14 protein-coding genes are annotated in these 17869 nt (G+C 45.8%); 11 read left to right on the top strand and 3 right to left on the bottom strand.

Annotation, left to right across the window (positions count from 1 at the left end):
* Positions 1–53: 53 nt before the first annotated feature.
* Entirely contained in the window at positions 54–845 is a 792-nt protein-coding gene (locus J7I83_RS11855) for an SGNH/GDSL hydrolase family protein (RefSeq protein ID WP_215100990.1), read from the bottom strand.
* Between the two features lie 194 nt (positions 846–1039).
* Here J7I83_RS11855 and J7I83_RS11850 point away from each other — a divergent pair, with 194 nt between their 5' ends.
* Both J7I83_RS11850 and J7I83_RS11845 read left to right on the top strand, forming a co-directional pair.
* Complete coding sequence (locus tag J7I83_RS11850) at positions 1040–1411, top strand: helix-turn-helix domain-containing protein (protein ID WP_215100988.1); 372 nt, start codon at positions 1040–1042, stop codon at positions 1409–1411.
* Positions 1412–1589: 178 nt separating this feature from the next.
* Complete coding sequence (locus tag J7I83_RS11845; RefSeq protein ID WP_215100986.1) at positions 1590–2783, top strand: cation:proton antiporter; 1194 nt, start codon at positions 1590–1592, stop codon at positions 2781–2783.
* Positions 2784–2827: 44 nt separating this feature from the next.
* On the opposite strand, the gene J7I83_RS11840 is transcribed toward J7I83_RS11845, so the two are convergent.
* Positions 2828–5059, bottom strand: coding sequence for an EAL domain-containing protein (locus J7I83_RS11840; protein ID WP_215101083.1), 2232 nt, complete (start codon positions 5057–5059; stop codon positions 2828–2830).
* A gap of 600 nt (positions 5060–5659) precedes the next feature.
* Between J7I83_RS11840 and galU the strand changes: the two genes are divergently transcribed.
* The 9 genes from galU (at position 5660) to J7I83_RS11795 (ending at position 16647) form a co-directional block, all read left to right on the top strand.
* Positions 5660–6541, top strand: a complete 882-nt coding sequence (galU, locus tag J7I83_RS11835) for a UTP--glucose-1-phosphate uridylyltransferase GalU (RefSeq protein ID WP_215100984.1) — start codon at positions 5660–5662, stop codon at positions 6539–6541.
* A 114-nt stretch (positions 6542–6655) separates the two neighbouring features.
* On the top strand, positions 6656–8773 hold the full coding sequence (locus tag J7I83_RS11830; protein WP_215100982.1) for an LTA synthase family protein: 2118 nt from the start codon (positions 6656–6658) through the stop codon (positions 8771–8773).
* Between the two features lie 263 nt (positions 8774–9036).
* Positions 9037–10056 carry a GNAT family N-acetyltransferase gene (locus J7I83_RS11825; protein ID WP_353048268.1) on the top strand — a complete coding sequence of 340 codons (1020 nt, stop codon included), beginning with the start codon at positions 9037–9039 and terminating at the stop codon, positions 10054–10056.
* 245 nt (positions 10057–10301) lie between these two features.
* Positions 10302–10775: a VanZ family protein gene (locus J7I83_RS11820; RefSeq protein WP_215100978.1), complete on the top strand. Its 474-nt coding sequence runs from the start codon at positions 10302–10304 to the stop codon at positions 10773–10775.
* Positions 10776–10967: 192 nt separating this feature from the next.
* Positions 10968–11201 (top strand): hypothetical protein, encoded by a 234-nt coding sequence (locus J7I83_RS11815; RefSeq protein ID WP_215100976.1) that lies wholly within the window; start codon positions 10968–10970, stop codon positions 11199–11201.
* 135 nt (positions 11202–11336) lie between these two features.
* The gene (locus J7I83_RS11810; protein WP_215100974.1) at positions 11337–12464 is read left to right on the top strand and encodes a right-handed parallel beta-helix repeat-containing protein; all 1128 of its coding nucleotides are present in this window, start codon (positions 11337–11339) and stop codon (positions 12462–12464) included.
* Between the two features lie 261 nt (positions 12465–12725).
* Positions 12726–13691 carry a UDP-glucose 4-epimerase GalE gene (gene galE, locus J7I83_RS11805; protein WP_215100972.1) on the top strand — a complete coding sequence of 322 codons (966 nt, stop codon included), beginning with the start codon at positions 12726–12728 and terminating at the stop codon, positions 13689–13691.
* A 488-nt stretch (positions 13692–14179) separates the two neighbouring features.
* Complete coding sequence (locus J7I83_RS11800) at positions 14180–15142, top strand: glycosyltransferase family 2 protein (protein WP_215100970.1); 963 nt, start codon at positions 14180–14182, stop codon at positions 15140–15142.
* A gap of 41 nt (positions 15143–15183) precedes the next feature.
* Complete coding sequence (locus J7I83_RS11795) at positions 15184–16647, top strand: lipopolysaccharide biosynthesis protein (protein ID WP_215100968.1); 1464 nt, start codon at positions 15184–15186, stop codon at positions 16645–16647.
* Positions 16648–16703: 56 nt separating this feature from the next.
* Here the strand turns inward: J7I83_RS11795 and J7I83_RS11790 are convergent, their stop codons facing one another.
* Complete coding sequence (locus J7I83_RS11790) at positions 16704–17690, bottom strand: GNAT family N-acetyltransferase (RefSeq protein ID WP_215100966.1); 987 nt, start codon at positions 17688–17690, stop codon at positions 16704–16706.
* Positions 17691–17869 lie beyond the last annotated feature (179 nt).

The following is a 17869-nucleotide window of genomic DNA, read 5'->3' as shown; positions in this document are numbered from 1 at the left end:
TCTCTTTCAACGAAATCATTGATTTCGCGGGAAGAGACTCTTTTTTTATCGATCTATTGCTGCTCGAGAAGTTCCATCGTTAAATACACTTTAAACTTGTCGAACAGGTAAGCCTGGCCCTTTGTGTTCGGGTGCATAACATTTTGCATCAACTCTTTTTGCGGAATTTTCTTTGCATGCACTTCATCGGCCATAACTTGATAAAAATCAAAAAAGTGGACGCCGTCTTTATCAGCCAATTTGCGGCTAGCCGATATATAAGGCAGCATGTTGATGTTTTCCTTGATGGAAAGCGTCGGGTTCGGCGTGCGGATCAACACTTCGGTTTCGCCGGATGCGATTATTTCTTCTACAACGAGTCGATAGCTTTTTTCATAGTCCGCTACGGGAATCTTCCAGCCACCGAGCGCGTCATTCAGCCCGGCAGAAATCACCACCAAATCAGGGTCGTGGTTCAGGACATCGCTGGCCACCCGGTCCTTCATATGGGCAATGGTATTGGCGTTCATGCCGGCATTGACAACTTCCACCTGATTGGGGTATTTTTCATCAAACCAGTTGGCCAATAACGCGACATGGTTCGGATTGCCGTCCGGCAGGGAGTCGGCAGAGGTGACGTAGTCTCCTAGAAACACGATGGTTGCCCGTTCCCCGGCAGCCAGCTTTTGAGCAAATGTAATCCTTTTAGGCGCCGGCTCTTCGGAAACTTCAGCCTGCGCGCCCTCCGTTTCAGGCAGAAGTGCGGTTTCTTCCGTTATTTCAATGTTTTCAAAGTTTTTTTCACCGATGATGACAATAAAAATGAGTGCTATAGACAGGATGTAAATCAGTTTTTTTAGCATCATAATACCTACCCTTCATTTTAAAATTAATACCATACTACCATATAATGGACTGAATTTATCTAAAATTTCTGAATTTTTATGAGTATTCTGTATCAAATGCTGCCAGACAAGACTCAAACAGTTTACAAACATGGGTGTATTGGAATAATATAAGAAATATATAACTGTCACGGACATAAAGGGGGGCACTTGAAATGAAGCAAATAGGAGCAAAGCTAAAAGATTTGAGAGAACAAAACGAGTTAAGTGTGGATGACCTGGCCCTGGCCTTAGGATTTGCGAAAACGGTGATTTGGGGTTACGAAAGTGGCAAAAAGCAAGTGAGCGTTTCACATCTGAAGTTGTTGGCCGATTACTATAAGGTATCGATAGACTTTTTATTGGATCGGGAAGGATCCGTGAGCAAACTGGACCTTCTGCAAATGGCCGATTTAGGCTCTGTGAAACTGGTGGTAGATGACAAGCCGGTGAACGATGAAGAACTGGCGGACGTCACATCTTATTTGCAGGTCAAACGCCGGCTTAAAGAGGAAAGCACGCAGATGCCGAATCGATCTGCAAAATAGAGACAAGCATCCAAGCATGCGTTTTACATTCAAATAAAAGACCAGGGCAGCCAGATATCTATCCGGCTGCCCTTTTTTATCCGGCAGTTGCCTAATGAGCACTGGGACTTCGGTTTATAAAAGCGCCGTAAAGGGAAATCTCAGAACAATGGAAGTATACACGTTGGAGGGGATTGGAATGTCGGCGGCACTTGTGACGGTTTTATTGTGCATCGGCTATTTGGTGTTCACGATTGATAAAAAACAAGAAAACTTTCCTGTGCCGGTCGTGCTGTTGCTGATCGGCATTGGTTTGTCATATATTCCGTATTTTACTGATGTGGAAGTGACGGAGACGCTGATTTACGATGTCTTTTTGCCTGGCTTATTATTTGTCTCGGCCTACCGGTTCTCGACGGAGGCTTTGCGGAAAAATGCCGGCATCATCGGGTTGTTGAGCACTGTGGGCCTTGGGCTGGCGATTGTGCTTGTCGGACTGGCTGTCTATTGGATCGGGGGCTGGTTCTTTTCCATTTCACTGGCTGGGGCATTGGTGATTGCGGCGATTCTGGCGCCGACCGATCCTGCTTCAGTCGTCTCGGTTCTGAAAAAATCATCACCCGACAAAAGCATCGCAGACATTGTCGATGGAGAGTCAATGATCAATGACGGAACCAGTGTCGTCTTGTTCAGCTTCTTGTCCGTCCTGTATCTTGAAGCAAAGCCGCTCGATGTGCAGTTTATTTTAAGGGAAGTCATCTACGTCTCAGCGGGCGGCGTGATTCTCGGCATCGCGGTCGGCTGGCTGTTGAGCAAGGCTGTCCATATTACCCATCACCGTGATTATCAGGTCATGCTCAGCATCGTGCTGGCTTACGGGGCGTTCCAGCTGGCCGAAAGCTTTGGATTCTCCGGCGTTTTGGCGACTGTATCCGCCGGCATCATGCTGTCATGGGAATTTTCCCATACCAATAAAGAAGACCATTACCGGGAGTCGCTGGGCGGATTTTGGGGAGTGGTCGAGCCGTCGCTGCTGTCGCTGCTGTTTTTGCTGATCGGCATCGAAGCGACGGAACACCTGGCATTAGGCAATTGGATTCTGGCTTTATTGATTTTATTCGCTAGCATCGCCATTCGGTTTTTCATTGTCGGGGGAACCTTCAAATTGCTGGCCGGTGGAAAACGTGGAGCGATTTGGAAAAAGTCACTCCTTATTTCCTGGTCAGGAATCCGTGGTTCGATGTCGGTGTTTCTGCTGCTCCAACTGGGTGTCATGGCCAAAGGAGGCACTGCAGACGAGCTGATTTCGCTCGGCTTTTCCGTTGTGATCCTGTCGCTGATCATCCAAAGTCTGGGGATTTATCCCTTATCGAAACTGCTCGGCAGCAAATAAAATAGTCCGTGGGGAAGTCTGGCTTCCAACCATGGGTTATCAGGTTAAACCTTCACATACAATTCTTCAATCTGCTCAGGAAACAGGGCTTTCTGGAAATAATAGCCCTGAGCTTGATTGCAGTGTTTGCTTTTCAGGAACGCCAATTGCTCTATTGTTTCCACGCCCTCAGCGATGACATTCAGTTCCAAATTATGGGCCATCTTAATGATAGTGTCCACCAAAGCGGCATCTTTTGGGTCGCTGTGGATATTGCGGGTGAAATGCTGATCAATTTTCAAGGTGTCGACAGGAAACAGCTTCAAATAACTCAAAGAAGAATAGCCTGTGCCGAAGTCATCGATTGACAGGTGGATGCCCATCGCTTTCAGTTCCTTCATTTTCGAAATGGCGGATGTGGCGCCTTGGATGATGCTTTCCGTCAATTCCAGTTCGAGAAATTCGGGCGCCAATCCGGTATCATCCAAGGCCGATGTTACCATCGCTGCAACATTGCCCTGCGAAAACTGCTTGGCTGAAATGTTGACGGCCACACGGAACGGCACTAATCCGGCGTCTTGCCAATCTTTGTTCTGTTGGCAGGCGGTTCGGAGAACAAATTCACCGATATGGAGAATCATACCGTTTTCTTCCGCAATAGGGATAAATTCAGCCGGTGAAATGGGTCCCAATTTTGTATGCTGCCAACGCACCAGCGCCTCGACGCCGATAATATTTTCGGTTGCGATATCGAATTGCGGCTGATATTTCACCGTGAATTCACCAAGCTCGAGTCCTTTGCGGATGCTCATGGCGATTTTTGATTTTCTGCATACCAAATCATTCATTTCGGGAGTGAAAAACTGGAAATGGTTTTTGCCTTCTTCCTTGACCCGATACATCGCGATATCGGCGTTTTTTACCAGCGTCCCATGGTCTTTGCCATCTGTCGGGAAAACACTCGCGCCGATTGAAGGCGTAGTGAAGATCGCTTCATTATTTAATATGAAGGGATTGTTCAGGACCTCCAGAATTTTCTGTGCTGTGGCTTCGGCTCCTGTGTAATCGGTATTGGGCAGCAACAGGATGAATTCATCACCGCCAAGTCGTGCCAGTGTATCGGTTTTGGTGATGCAGGATCGGATGCGATCAGCCACTTCCAACAGCAGCTGGTCGCCGGTGTGGTGGCCGTATGTATCGTTGACCAGTTTGAATTGGTCGAGGTCCAGATAAAGGACGGTCAGAGCCGTGCCGTTTTCCAGTGCCTGATCTATGGATAAATCGAGTCGGTCGTTGAACAATCGGCGGTTCGGCAGTCCGGTCAGTGAATCTAGGTAAACGAGGTTGCTGATTTTCTCCTCGGTTGCTTTGCGGTCGGTGATGTCCCGGATAATGAGGCTGTAATAAGCGCCTTTGGCCGTTTCCCAATTTCCCGTGGACAATTCAACCGGAAATTGGCTGCCGTTCTTTTTCAATCCCATCAATTCAACGGTTTTGCCGATCACGTCAGCAGGTTTATGCTGTATGTCCTCGGCCTGATGGGCTTCGGGAAAGATCAGCCGGACATCCTGACAAGTGATTTCTTCCTTGCTATAGCCGAAAAGGCATTGAGCCCCATTATTCCATTGCGTGACAAATCCTTTCGCGTCGGTGACTACGATGCCATCAGTAGCGGATTCGATGACCGAACGGAATTGGCGATCGTATTCATCGGACAAGGATTTTACTTTAGTTTCACTGCGGATACTGAGGATGGCTATCATCAGTATTAATGCCATGCCGATGCCGACATTATAAGCGATATAGCTGTTGTCCATGGAATTGGCGGTTACGTTTGCATGGCGATCGGCCGCTTTAAATGATGCGGCTGCCATACCGATATAATGCATGCCTGATGTGCCGAGAGCCATCAATGATGCGCTGGCGAATTTCAGCCAAAAAAAACCGTGGCGGTTCCGCGAATAATACAGCAGGAACATTGCCAGCAAAGAGGCAACCAGCGCGACCACCACGGATAATATCCACAACAATGGATCATATTGTACGGTGGCCTGCATCTGCATCGCCGCCATACCGGTATAATGCATCGCTGCGATTCCGGCAGTAATCAGGACACCTCCAGCCATTACCTCAGTTTTTCGGACCTGGGGCCTGCTGATGATCGCAAAAGCAACCCCGCTTGCGAACAAGGCGGGAGCAATTGAGAAGATGACCAGCGGCGTATTGTACGTCACTTCCAGTGACAGATGGGACGCGAGCATGCCGATAAAATGCATCGACCAAATGCCGAGCCCCATGACGAGCGCACCCAGCAGGATCCACTTTATGCGCGCTTTGCCTACCGTTGCGAATAACATCCCGCTGATATTCAAAGCGGTAAATGCAGAGATGAGAACTACTGCTATCGAAATGAAAATCAAAACGGGATCGTAGGTTAATGGTAAAACGTTCAACTAGTTTGCACACCCTTCATAAAGCCCGGAATAAAAAGAGGGAATTTGATACAATAAATAGGAAATATTGAATGAAAATACAGACATATAGTCCGTTTATTTTAACATCTTAATAGAAGTTTGCCTATTGTTTTAAATTTCTGTTAACAAGGGTGTACCTATTAGCCTATTTTCTATATAATAGAGATACAGAACTTTTTTAACTGAAAAAACCTATCTTTGCAAATTATTTTTATTCTGGAAAATTGGCTATATAAGTTGATCTAATGATCTTCGCTAGCTGATTTGCTCCAACTCTTTTATGATTACAGGGGAAAAACATAGGCTTGTTTTGAATTCACTCTATCTCTCAGCGCCGGCGCGTTGGGGAAAAGCCGGTTTTTTTAGTTCAACTCATCTAGTAAACAACGAATAGACAAAAAATAAGAATGAGAAGGTGAAGAGATGCAAGTTAAAAAAGCGATAATCCCGGCTGCAGGTCTGGGTACACGATTCCTGCCAGCTACGAAAGCAATGCCGAAAGAGATGCTGCCGATCGTTGATAAGCCGACGATCCAATATATAGTCGAGGAAGCGATTGCCTCCGGTATTGAAGACATCATCATCGTGACCGGCAAAGGCAAACGTGCCATTGAAGATCATTTCGATCATGCCTTTGAACTGGAAGACACCTTGTTTAGAAAAGGGAAAACCGATATGCTGGACTCTGTTTTGGAGACATCCAATGTGGAAATCCATTACATCCGCCAAAAAGAGCCGCTGGGCCTCGGCCATGCCATTTGGTCGGCGCGCCGTTTTATCGGCAATGAACCGTTTGCGGTGCTGCTCGGTGACGATATTGTGGAAAACGAAGAGCCATGCTTGGCTCAATTGATGAAGCAATACGAGTTGACAGGAAAAAGTGTCATCGGTGTCCAGCAGGTACCAGAAGATGAGACTCATCGCTACGGCGTCATCAATCCCATATCCATTGCCGGAAAATTGATCAAAGTCGATAATTTTGTCGAGAAGCCGGAAGCGGGCACAGCACCATCAAATTATGCCATTATGGGCCGTTACATCCTGACACCTGAAATTTTCGAGTTTTTGGGTCAGCACCAGCTCGGCGCAGGCGGCGAAATCCAATTGACGGATGCCATCCAGATGCTGAACGAAGTCCAATCCGTCTATGCCTACGAATTTGAAGGGCGCCGTTTTGATGTCGGTGAGAAATTTGGATTTATCGAAACAACCATTGAGTTTGCCTTAAAACGACCTGAGTTGAGAGATCGGCTGTTGAAGCTTTTCGAGGAGAAGTTGAAAGAGTCGTACATCAAGGAACAGTGACTGGATGTTCCGAAAAGGTCAAACCGCTTAAGCCGATCTGGCGAAGCGGTTTTTCAATTTCAAGCCGTTTTTACCGTAATACATAATCAACAATAAAAGAAATGAGTGTTTAAAATGGACAAAAAAACAAGGTTTAAAAAAATAGCGGTGTGGCTGTTGACACTGCTCTTCATGATCGGCTTGCCGCTCGTGACACTGTATGTCAGCGAACGGCTGGTCCGTGAAATGTTGACCCTGCCGCTGCGGGAATGGGTGGCGGACTTTCCGGGGCGCTTTATGGTCAATGCCCTGCTGCTGATTGCGTTATTCAATTTGCTTTATATCTTGCCAAGAAAATGGTTCATGTTCACAAGCTTGCTGCTGAGCGGTTTGTTGATCGTCTTCGCTTATGCCAATAAAGTTAAACTGGAGCTGCGCAGTTCGCCGATTTCTGTAGGGGATTTTGCGCTGTTGAATGAACTTGGCGGGCTGGAACAGCCGGTTGGCATCAATATCCCGTTGCTGGTCGGCATCGGTTTGGTATTTGTGGTGCTGACAGTGGCCATTTTCAAAGGCGTACCGAAGCTGAAGGAAAATTGGATCGCTAAAATTGGTGTTTTCCTGATTTCTGTACTTTTCCTGGGGATGATGTGGACGGACAAGCCCACTTCTCCTATGGATAAAGCACAGTTTGAAAACACATGGTGGAAGCTGGAACTGGCGCTGATGCGCAATGGCGTCTTCGGCAATTTCGTTATGCTGGCCAAACAATCCAATATCGAACCGCCTGACGGGTTTTCTGCTCAAAATATGAAGAACCTTGCAAAAAAATACCAGCCGGCTGAAGAAACTGATGAAGAAAAGCCGAATGTCATTTTCCTGATGAGTGAATCATTCATCGATCCTTATTCATTCGGCGAACAGCATTTTGCGGAAGATCCGATTCCCAACTTCCGGCGGCTATACGGAGAATCGCTGCATGGCGGGATGTACTCGTCAGAATTTGGCGGAGGTACGGCCAATGTGGAATTTGAAGCTTTGACTGGGTTCAGCATGCAATTCATGCCGGCCAATTTCGTGCCGTACCAGTTGTATGTCACGCAGCCTTTGCCGTCTGCAGCCTATGCATTCAGAGAAGCGGATTACGAAACGACAGCGATCCACTCTTATTACGGCTGGTTTTACCAGCGCGAATCGGTTTATCGCCAATTGGGCTTTAACCGGTTTATCTCGGGAGAGTTCATGGACCTGGACCATTCCAATGATGCCGGAAAAGGTTTTCCGAAAGATAGCCATATCACCGATTCGGTCCTTGCCACATTGGATAAAACGGAAGGACTCGATTTTATTCACGCAGTGGCAACTGAAGGGCATATGCCCTATCGGAAGACCGAGGAATCAGAATTTCTGAAGACCGATACACTGCCGGACGATACCCGTCAGTATTTGAATAACTTTACGGAGAAAATGCATAGCATTGATACAGAAATCGGCCGCATGGTGGAGGAGATTGGAGCGCGTGACGAGCCGGCCATCCTGGTGTTCTTTGGCGACCATTACCCGTCTTTCCCGGATAACAATGTGGTATATGGCGCAGAAGGAACCCAAGTGGCCAACGATTTGCTTGGCGACTACGACGATTTTATCGCCACTCATAAAGTGCCTTATTTCATTTGGAAATCCGATGGAAATCAACCCGCTGAGCTGGATTTGACCCCTAATCAGTTTGGAGCAATGGCGCTTGAGATGGCGGGAGTCGAGGGCAATACGGTTACGGCCATTCTTGATGAGATGCGTGAGCAGGGGGATGCAGCAATTCCTTATAACCAGTGGCAAACGCAGATGGGCGAACAAACCCAGGAAATGAAGGACTTGCAGATGATCCAATACGATCTGCTTCACGGCAAACGCTATTCCGAATATTTGATGCCGGAACTTGTTAGAACCCCGTCTTCGGATTATCACTTGGGCCTTTATCCTGAAATGGCTGCGCAGAAAGTGGTTGAGACGTCCGAGTCGTATGAACTCTATATTGAAGGTGCCCCTAAATTTTCAGAGGTCCTTGTCGATGGCGAAGCAACAGCTGCAAAATGGCAGACAGCCGAGCAGGGCATGGCTGTATTCAGCATTCCAAAACAGCAGGTAGAAAAAGACGCTGAGATTCAAGTGATTGTCTCCAATTCAAGGGGAGCTGTTTTGCGGCAAACCGATGTATTTTCAGTGCAGGAAACGATGGAAACGAGCAAACAATAAAAGTGACGGCTATTAAATTTAGCCGTTTTTTTATTTGAGGTCGGCTTTTCCTGGGAAAAAATAGCTGAACCGGGTCTTTTGCTGTATGAATAAGAAAGAATATGATTCTAATAATCTAAAAATTCCGATTTTTTAGTGGATATTTTGTAGGAGTGTGATAAACTATCTAACTATAGAGCGAAAATTGTAAACAGATGGGAATTTTCATGCGATTATTTGCCAAAGCTTTCAGAAAAGCTTTGGCAAGAGGAGGCAGATTCAGGGTGAATGATATTTATTTTGAACAGAATTACGGTTGTTTATATGAACAGATTGAACAGGGCGTATGCGAGGTCTTTGAATTCAAGCATCCGCTGGGAAAAGTCAGCCACCTGTTTATTAAACGTCTTATTCCCGCGTGCATCAACGAAGAAGCTTATTACGATATAAGCACACCGTATGGCTATGGAGGACCGTGCCTCACCGAATGCGAAGAAATACATAAATGCCAGGTGATACAAGCCTTCCACGATGCTTTCGAGAAACACTGCCAAAAAGAGAACATTGTCTATGAGTTTGTCCGTTTTCATCCCTTATTTACGAATGCCCAAGATTTCGAAAGCTGTTACAAATTGACGTTCCGCCGCTATACCACAGGAACTAATTTGAAGGATTACGAAAATCCTGTGGAATCGGAGTTTTCCAAGTCAAAGCAAAAAAGCATCCAAAAAGCTTTGAAGGCAGGTGTGGAGTACCGGATAAAGGAAAACCCATCCAATTTGGATGAGTTTAAACAAATCTATTATTCGACCATGAAACGAAAAAACGCCGCTTCGGTTTATTATTTCAATGATGATTATTTTGACAAGCTTTTGCATTTGTTGGGCAAGAATATTCTTTTGGTGGAAGTTCTTTACGAAGGAAAAATAATTGCAATAGGGCTGAACCTGGTCTATGGAAAAACCATCCATATCCACTTGTCTGGGACATTGGAGGAATACCACCGGTTGTCTTCGTCTTTTGTCATGCGGTATGCGCTGGCGGAGTGGGGAAAAGAACATGAAATGGATTTGATTCATGAAGGGGGAGGCGTGACGGGTGCGATAGACGATCCGCTGTATCTGTTTAAAAAGCAGTTTGGGAAAAATACGGAATTCAAGTTTTATGTCAGCCACAAAATCTGGAACCAAAAGATCTACGATTTGTTGTGCAAAACGGCTGGGGTCCAACAAGAGGATGCTTCATTCCCAGCTTATCGTTCATCAGCAGCAGTCCGGGAACAGGTCGGACTCACTAGTCGCTGAAGTGTGTGAAAAGGAAAGTCTGCGGATTTATGCAGGCTTTTTTTGGGGAGATTTTCGTGTAAGGGTGTGCTGCGATTGTTGATGTTTTCTTTATAATAGCCTAGTCCAGCCCCTGGAGGCAGAAGCATTCGGCGGAAACTTTTACATTTTTCAAGTGAAAAAAAGTGTAGACCAAAATCTGCGGGTCGGATGATATAATAGAGTTCATGGTTAGCACTCAATTTTAACAGTAAAGGATTTGTAAAATGACTGCGTATAAAAGTGTTTCCTGGATAGCAGCCTTTTCCTGGATGGCTGTGATTTTCTATCTTTCTCATCAACCGGGCTCTGCTTCGAGCGACTTGAGTTCGGGCGTTGTGGCGACGCTTTTAAATCTAATTGATCAGGTGGCGCCAAATCTCGAGCTTGATGTCGAGAGCTTTCATACCTTCGTTCGGAAAAATGCGCATTTCATTGCCTATTTCCTATTGAGCCTGTTGAGTTTGAATGCCTGGAGAAGCAGTGGTTTCAGCGGGTTGAGGCAGCTGGTATTAGGTTTTGGCATGTGTGTCTTGTTTGCGGTGACTGATGAAATCCACCAATTGTTCATTGATGGACGAAGCGGTGAAGCCAGAGATGTGTTGATTGACAGTATTGGCGCCGCTTTGGGCGTAGCGGTTTATGCAATGGCCGATAAACTATGGAGCCTGCGGAAAAAGAGGACAGCAGAAAGTCAGTAATGGCCGAATTATGCTGTTTTTTCGCCTGAACTGAATCGATAGTCATGAGGGGCTTCAATTTACTGGCCAATATAGAGCTAGTAAATACCAAAAATTTAGCGTAAGATAGTATAAATCAATAAGAATAATGGAAGTTGTAAGGAGTAGAATATTCATGACAGCAACTAAGGTACATAAAAAGAGGTGGATTGTATGTGGGCATTAATTGCAGGTGGTTTTATGTTCGTTACGGCCATTCTTTTTTCTTTGGGTAAAGCCAGTTCAAAGAGGGAAGACGTCGCCAGCAGCCACCGCGAAGAATTGTTGGCGCGCAGCAAAGACAACGAGGCAAGTCCAACAATAGACGAAATCCCCGGCACCGAACCTGTTGAAGAGCCAACACCACATAAAGAAAGCAAAACACCACAACCATCAGAGCAACTCTGATGTTGTGGTGTTTTTTAGTGCTTATTTACCTAATAAGCTGTAATTATTGAATTTTCAGATATCAAACTGTTATTTTAAGCCTATATTATGTATCATAGTAGGTAAGAGCTTTGCGCAACTAAGGAGGTGATTGGCATGAAAGCAAAAACATTTGGATTTGTTCTGCTGGTACTTTTGGGGATTGTCGGATTTGGCTATTTCTTTTTAATGGTCGACAAGCTGACTCAGCAGGATGATACGGAAAGCGGCCTTGAAAGCCAAACTGTCAATCAGGATGAAGCTGTCGATAAAACGGAAGATTTGCAAGCGGCGATTGACGAAACACCAGCTGGAGGAACTTTGGAAATACCACCAGGCGTCTACAAACTCAGTAAAAATCCCGAGCTGAAAGCAGTCACGGAGTACGGTGACAGCTATTTTGCCTTGAAGGTTTCAAAGCCGATCACCATTTTGATGGAAGAGGTAATATTCCAGACGGATACGGATGATGAATATGGGGTTTTTTGGGTCAATGAAACGGAAGATGTCCACCTCAAAGGCGGAGTTTTGATGGGGGAACGTTTGCCGGAAGATGGCTCCTTGACTTCCCATATTGCCATTCTGTTTCTCTATACAGACAATAGCTCGATTGAAGGCACCTATATGAAGAATTATTCGCAAGGCGTCCATCTCAATCATTCTGATTACAATGTTATCCTGAAAGTAACTTCGGAATTCAATTACGGATCGGGAATCATCAGTTTCGACTCCAAGCATAATATCATCGATTCGTGTGTGGTGCGGAATTCCGGGGATGGTCATTTATCTCTGTATGGAGGTGGCGAAGATAATCATGTAGTCAATTGCCTGGTTACCGAAGATCGCCCGGGTTACACCGATCAACAGGGAATCACGGTGGAAAGTGAAACCGGCAGCCTGATCGAAAACAACACTGTCAGCGGATTCTATTATGGCATCGATGTTAAAAATGCATCGGAATCGAATATCATCAAATCGAATATTGTCTTCGACAACGAGTACAATATTGCTGTGCGGGGCGGCGATGGCGGTAAAAATCTTCAATTGCCAAGCTATGACACCCAGATTCTCAACAATATGGCCATCGACCCAAGAGATAAATCCTCCTATGGAATCTATGTAGGGGCCGGGGAAGGCCATGTAGTCATCGGCAACACCTTGAACAATGGCAACCTGATCATGCCAGAGCATGAGCTGGAAATTTACGAAAGCCAAAATTATTTTGTGCCGGAAGAAGATGAATAGGCACGTTTCCTGCTGGAGCCGATAGAGGCTCCGCGGAAACGTGCTTTTTAATGCATTCATTTTGGCGGGGTGCGGAAAAGTGGCTCTGGGGTGCGGAAATCAGCTGGTGAGGTGCGGTCTTTATGGATCGAGGTGCGGTCGCAGCAGACTGAGGTGCGAACGCTCCTATTCTATAGAAAGAAACTTGCTTGAAAGTTTTCTGCTAATGGTATAATTGGTTATATTAGCATCTTTTATCAGGCAGAGGAGGAGAAAAGATTTATGGCAATTTTAGTATGCGGCGGCGCGGGTTATATCGGCAGCCACACAGTGAAGGAGTTGGCCGATACATACGAAGTAGTGGTGCTGGACAACTTGACGACCGGTTTCGCGCATTTGGTCGATGAGCGGGCCACTTTCATCAAAGGCGACTTAGGTGACCGGGCGGTTCTGGATAGCGTCTTCACGACGCACAGCATCGATGCGGTATTCCATTTCGCGGCCAATAGCCTGGTGGGTGAATCAGTGGAAAATCCGCTGAAATATTACCGCAATAACGTCAGTGCAACTTTGGTACTGCTGGAGAAAATGGTTGAGCACGGCGTCAAGCGCTTTATCTTTTCATCAACGGCGGCTACTTACGGCATACCGAGTACTGAGATGATCACAGAAGAGACGGTGACCCATCCCATCAATCCTTATGGACGCTCGAAGCTGATGGTGGAACAGATTTTGGCTGACATCGCGAAAATCCATGATTTCCAGTACGTCGTGCTTCGCTATTTCAATGCGGCGGGTGCACATCAATCGGGAGAAATTGGAGAAAGCCACGATCCGGAATCGCATTTGATCCCTATCGTCCTGCAGCATCTTCTTGGGCAGCGCGATAAGATTTCGGTATTCGGCACGGATTATGCTACCGCGGATGGTACCTGTGTGCGGGATTATATTCACGTCACGGATCTGGCGCGTGCCCATATCCTGTCCTACGAAGGGATGGCTAGTGGAAAAATTGCCAACGAAACCTATAATCTCGGCAATGGGGCAGGCTATTCGGTGACTGAAATCATTGAATCCTGCCAGCGCATATCAGGCAAACAAGCGACTATCGAATATGCACCGAGGCGTGCAGGGGATCCGGCTACTTTGGTCGCATCATCCCATAAAATCACGGAGGCATTGGGCTGGACGCCTGCTTATGATCTGCAGGCCATCATCTCCAGTGCCTGGGCATGGCATTCGAAATAGAAACTATAAAAAATCCATTGAGCGGACTCATGCGCTCAATGGATTTTTTTGTCCATTTCCGCTTTGCTACTGCTGTCATATAAGTTGAACTACTGAATATTCATAAGCGATATTCCACAAACCAGCTGCGCTTGCCGCGGGCGAGCGCCAAGCCTCCTCAGTCGCTGTGCTCCCTGCGGGGTCTCAGCTGTCTCGCTTTCCCGCAGGCGTCTCCGCTGTTTTGCTCCATATCGGGAGTGATTTTCAAAATACTGCTTCTCTACTTCAACTTATATAGTATTAAAAATGTAAAGCTGGTATATTGTTTTTGTAATAATTAGAATTATCTATATTTATGGATTTTCTTTGTGGTAAAATGATTAAAAGATGGAGAAATGAGCATAAAGTAATGCTTTAAATGATTATTTCCCATTTTTATCCTTTTAGACAGTTGTAATTCCCTTTTGACATCGGTAATGCACATACCCCAATTCAAAGGAGTGAAAATCATGACAACGACACCGATGGTCAGCATTGTCTGCACAAGCTATAATCACGGCGATTATCTGGCTGAAGCAATTGACAGTTTCCTGATGCAAAAAACGGATTTTGATTTTGAAATCCTGATTTACGACGATGCCTCAACCGATCATAGCCCCCGAGTGATCAAACAGTACGAAAACACTTATCCCTCTTTAATCAAACCAATCTATCAAACCCAAAATCAATACTCAAAAGGAGTCCGCGTGGAATTGTTCAACCACAACCGGGCAATTGGAAAATACATCGCGGTCTGTGAAGGCGACGATTACTGGACCGATCCCTATAAGCTGCAGAAGCAAGTGGACTATATGGAGGCGCATCCGTCGTGCAGTATGACCGTCCATGCAGCGGACCGTGTCTTATCTGATAAGAAAAAAGTCCTTTCTACCGTAAGGCCCGAACGCGGCAATGCCATTTTTTCCGTCGAGCGCGTAATAGAAGGCGGCGGCGACCTGATTGCGACAAATTCCATGGTGTATTCAAAAGAAAAAGTGACGACATTGGCGCCGTTCTACCTGAATGCGGTGGTGGGCGATTATCCATTGGTTATTTTAGCTGCACTTCATGGAACGGTGGATTATTTGGATGACAATATGTCTGCCTACCGTGTCGGGGTCAAAGGATCCTGGACGGAGCGGGAGCTGGCGACCAGTATGAAGCGCATCAATCATTATCATGACATGGAAAAAATGTTCGATGAAATCAACGAATACACCGATTTCCAATATAATGATGCATTGGAAAAAGCAAAACGAGGCTACCAGTTCTCGCTCTTATTGGAGCAGGGAAAATTCAAAGAAGCAAAACGCGGAGAATACCGGAAAATCTATTTGGAGCTCAGCATCAAAAAGCGCCTGCTGCTAGAGATGAAACGATATTTCCCGAATATCACAGACAGCATCCGAAAAGCCAAGTGGAAATTGATTTAGTAATGCAACTTTAGAAGGGACTGGAGATAGGAGAGCGTTAAATGGAACCACAACCATCATTGAAAAAAAAGACGATTGGCGGTCTGTTTTGGAGCTTTGGCGACCTGATCGGCAACCAGGGCATCCAGTTCCTCATCCAGATTATTTTGGCACGCCTGTTGCTGCCGGAACATTTCGGCTTGATCGGCATGATTCTGGTATTTATCGCATTGTCCAATTCATTGGTCGACAGTGGATTTACACAGGCCTTGATCCGCGAACGCAATGCCAGCCAAACAGATTATTCAACCGTCTTTTACTTTAACCTGTTCGTTTCTCTGCTGATCTATGGCATTCTTTACGCTGCGGCTCCCGCCATCAGCAGCTTTTTCAGCGAACCTCAGCTGGTGTCTCTTGTGCGGGTCTTGTCCATCGGGATTGTCATCAACGCATTTGCCGTCATTCCGAAAGCAATGTTCGCCAAAGAAGTAAATTTCAAGGCGCAAGCAACCATCAATTTGAGCGCCAGTATCGTATCGGGAGTTCTTGCGGTGGGGCTGGCGATGACGGGATATGGTGTTTGGAGTTTGGTGCTGCGGCAATTGTCGATGAACGCTATTCAGTCTTTTCTTTTCACTGCATCGAAAAAGTGGATTCCTTCCTTGGTGTTCAGCATCGCATCGTTCAAGCGCTTGTTTGGTTTTGGCTGGAAGCTTCTCGTCTCAGGACTGATCGACACCTTCTATACGAATGTCTATTTCCTGATTATCGGCAGGCAGTATTCCGCAGCACAGCTGGGTTATTACACGAATGCCTCCCGTTTTAGCGAAATTGTCTCGCAAAATCTGGCAGCGACCATCCTGCGGGTGACCTACCCGGTTCTCAGCAGCATCCAGGACGAGCACGAGCGCTTAAAACAGTCTTATAAAAACATCACAAAACTCGCTGCTTTTCTCATTTTTCCGGTAATGGTTGGAATGGCTGCTGTTGGCGAACCCTTAGTGCTGCTGGTGTTCGGCGAAAAATGGCTGCCGATGGTCCCTTATTTTCAATTGCTTTCTATAGCCGGGATGCTGTACCCGATTTTGGCTCTCGATTTGAGCATTCTTCAGGTGAAAGGCAGATCTGACCTGTATCTGCTGTTGGAAATCATCAATAAAATCTCATTGACGATTCTTTTATTTTTGGCAGTGTGGCTGGAATTGGGCGTCATCGGGCTAATCGGTGCCGCTATATTGAACACCTACCTGGAATTCTTCGTCAACAGCCATTTCTCCAAACGGGAAGTGGCTTATCCCGCCAAGGAAAAATTGCGGGATCTGCTGCCGATTTACCTGCTGTCCTTTGGGATGGGTGCTGTGGTATGGGCACTTGGCGGACTCCTGGAAATAGCAATTTTCTTCCAATTGCTGCTTCAGGTTGCTATCGGTATCCTGTTTTACATCGTCGCTTGCCGGATTGCGAACATCACTGAACTGAAAACGGTCTATGGGCTGATCAGGTCCATTCTCAATAAAACGAAATAAACGGTAAGCAGGATTATCTGCTTACCGTTTATTTCGTTGTTTATTCATTTTTGCTTTTATGTCCACCGATATGCTGGGAAAAGTCCACTTTCTGAATTGGAATTTGTCGCCTGAACCAATTGCTGATAGATTTTTTCGTTCCAGATTTTATTGCCAACATAATAGTCGAATTCAGTATTCTTGCCAAATCTCTTTTTGAATAAATACAGCGAGTCATCGTGACCAGGGTTAACACCGCCGCCGGAATGGATGTATTCCACTTCATGTTCTTTGGCCCATAGCACGATGGCGTAGGTCATGACATAAACAGGCGACAAGTGGTTGAAGCCATCCACGGTGCCTGATAGGTGAGTATGGATAACTGGACCAGAGTGGAAATGAAGCTCTGCGCCAATCACTTGGGAGTCTGAGAGAGCCTCGACTAATATCAGCTGATCACCCAAATTATCTAGAATTTTTGAAAAGTATACATCGTCGAATAAATAGAAGTCCTCAGCACCGACTCGTTCCATCGTTTTGATGTAGATGTCCTGAAACTGATCTAAGTCAGGTGGATTTATTGTAATCCGATAAGTTACACCGTCCTTTAACGCTTTCCGAATTCTCTTGCGGGTCGAGCCTGAAAATTCTTCCTGCACCGGATCTTCAAAGCCTTTCAAAGTGACGCCTGTAGTATGGCGCCTGAAAAGGACGTTATAGCAGGAACTGAAATCCTCGGCATTGCTGGTAAGCGGATGAAAGCGGACGAATTCACTGACGATTTTGTGCTCCTGGCAATAAGCCTGAAAAGCCTGGGAGAATTGAGTGACCAGTTCATCCTTGCGCGTCTTGTCCATTAACTCAGTAATGATGGGACCTCCGTAGCCATAAGGCGTGAGAAGGTCGAAATAAGGCCCTCCCTCCAGTAGGATAGGAATCTCTCTTTTGATAAATTGATGATAGACCGATCCAATGGGATGTTCAAATTCGAAAACCTCACAGCTTCCTCCTTCAATCTCTTCATAAAGCTTGGCATAATCTTTTGCAAAAAATAAATCTCTCAAAATAAAACCTCATTTCTTCATATTTTTTAAGCGAATATAAAAGTTCATCTTTTCTACAACAGTTCAGCTATAAAGAATTCAATTCCCTATGTAATATAACTAAATTTTCAATTAAATAGGCTGTTGTGTCGATTATAGCGAATATTATAGGTAAATGCGAGGGGGAAAGTCATTTCTTT

Origin of the sequence: Planococcus sp. ISL-110 (genome assembly GCF_018613575.1) — a bacterium.
Taxonomy (GTDB): Bacteria; Bacillota; Bacilli; order Bacillales_A; family Planococcaceae; genus Planococcus.
The sequence above is the reverse complement of the archived record's forward strand: the minus strand, read 5'-3'. Positions and strand labels throughout refer to the sequence as shown.

What these genes read in the sequence shown, in the direction of transcription:
- J7I83_RS11850 (WP_215100988.1), top strand. Translation starts at nt 1,040, where the DNA reads ATGAAGCAAATAGGAGCAAAGCTAAAAGATTTGAGAGAACAAAACGAG.
- J7I83_RS11840 (WP_215101083.1), bottom strand. Translation starts at nt 5,059, where the DNA reads ATGGGGCTCGGCATTTGGTCGATGCATTTTATCGGCATGCTCGCGTCC.
- J7I83_RS11830 (WP_215100982.1), top strand. Translation starts at nt 6,656, where the DNA reads ATGGACAAAAAAACAAGGTTTAAAAAAATAGCGGTGTGGCTGTTGACA.
- J7I83_RS11810 (WP_215100974.1), top strand. Translation starts at nt 11,337, where the DNA reads ATGAAAGCAAAAACATTTGGATTTGTTCTGCTGGTACTTTTGGGGATT.
- J7I83_RS11845 (WP_215100986.1), top strand. Translation starts at nt 1,590, where the DNA reads ATGTCGGCGGCACTTGTGACGGTTTTATTGTGCATCGGCTATTTGGTG.
- J7I83_RS11800 (WP_215100970.1), top strand. Translation starts at nt 14,180, where the DNA reads ATGACAACGACACCGATGGTCAGCATTGTCTGCACAAGCTATAATCAC.
- J7I83_RS11815 (WP_215100976.1), top strand. Translation starts at nt 10,968, where the DNA reads ATGTGGGCATTAATTGCAGGTGGTTTTATGTTCGTTACGGCCATTCTT.
- J7I83_RS11855 (WP_215100990.1), bottom strand. Translation starts at nt 845, where the DNA reads ATGATGCTAAAAAAACTGATTTACATCCTGTCTATAGCACTCATTTTT.
- J7I83_RS11820 (WP_215100978.1), top strand. Translation starts at nt 10,302, where the DNA reads ATGACTGCGTATAAAAGTGTTTCCTGGATAGCAGCCTTTTCCTGGATG.
- galE (WP_215100972.1), top strand. Translation starts at nt 12,726, where the DNA reads ATGGCAATTTTAGTATGCGGCGGCGCGGGTTATATCGGCAGCCACACA.
- J7I83_RS11795 (WP_215100968.1), top strand. Translation starts at nt 15,184, where the DNA reads ATGGAACCACAACCATCATTGAAAAAAAAGACGATTGGCGGTCTGTTT.
- galU (WP_215100984.1), top strand. Translation starts at nt 5,660, where the DNA reads ATGCAAGTTAAAAAAGCGATAATCCCGGCTGCAGGTCTGGGTACACGA.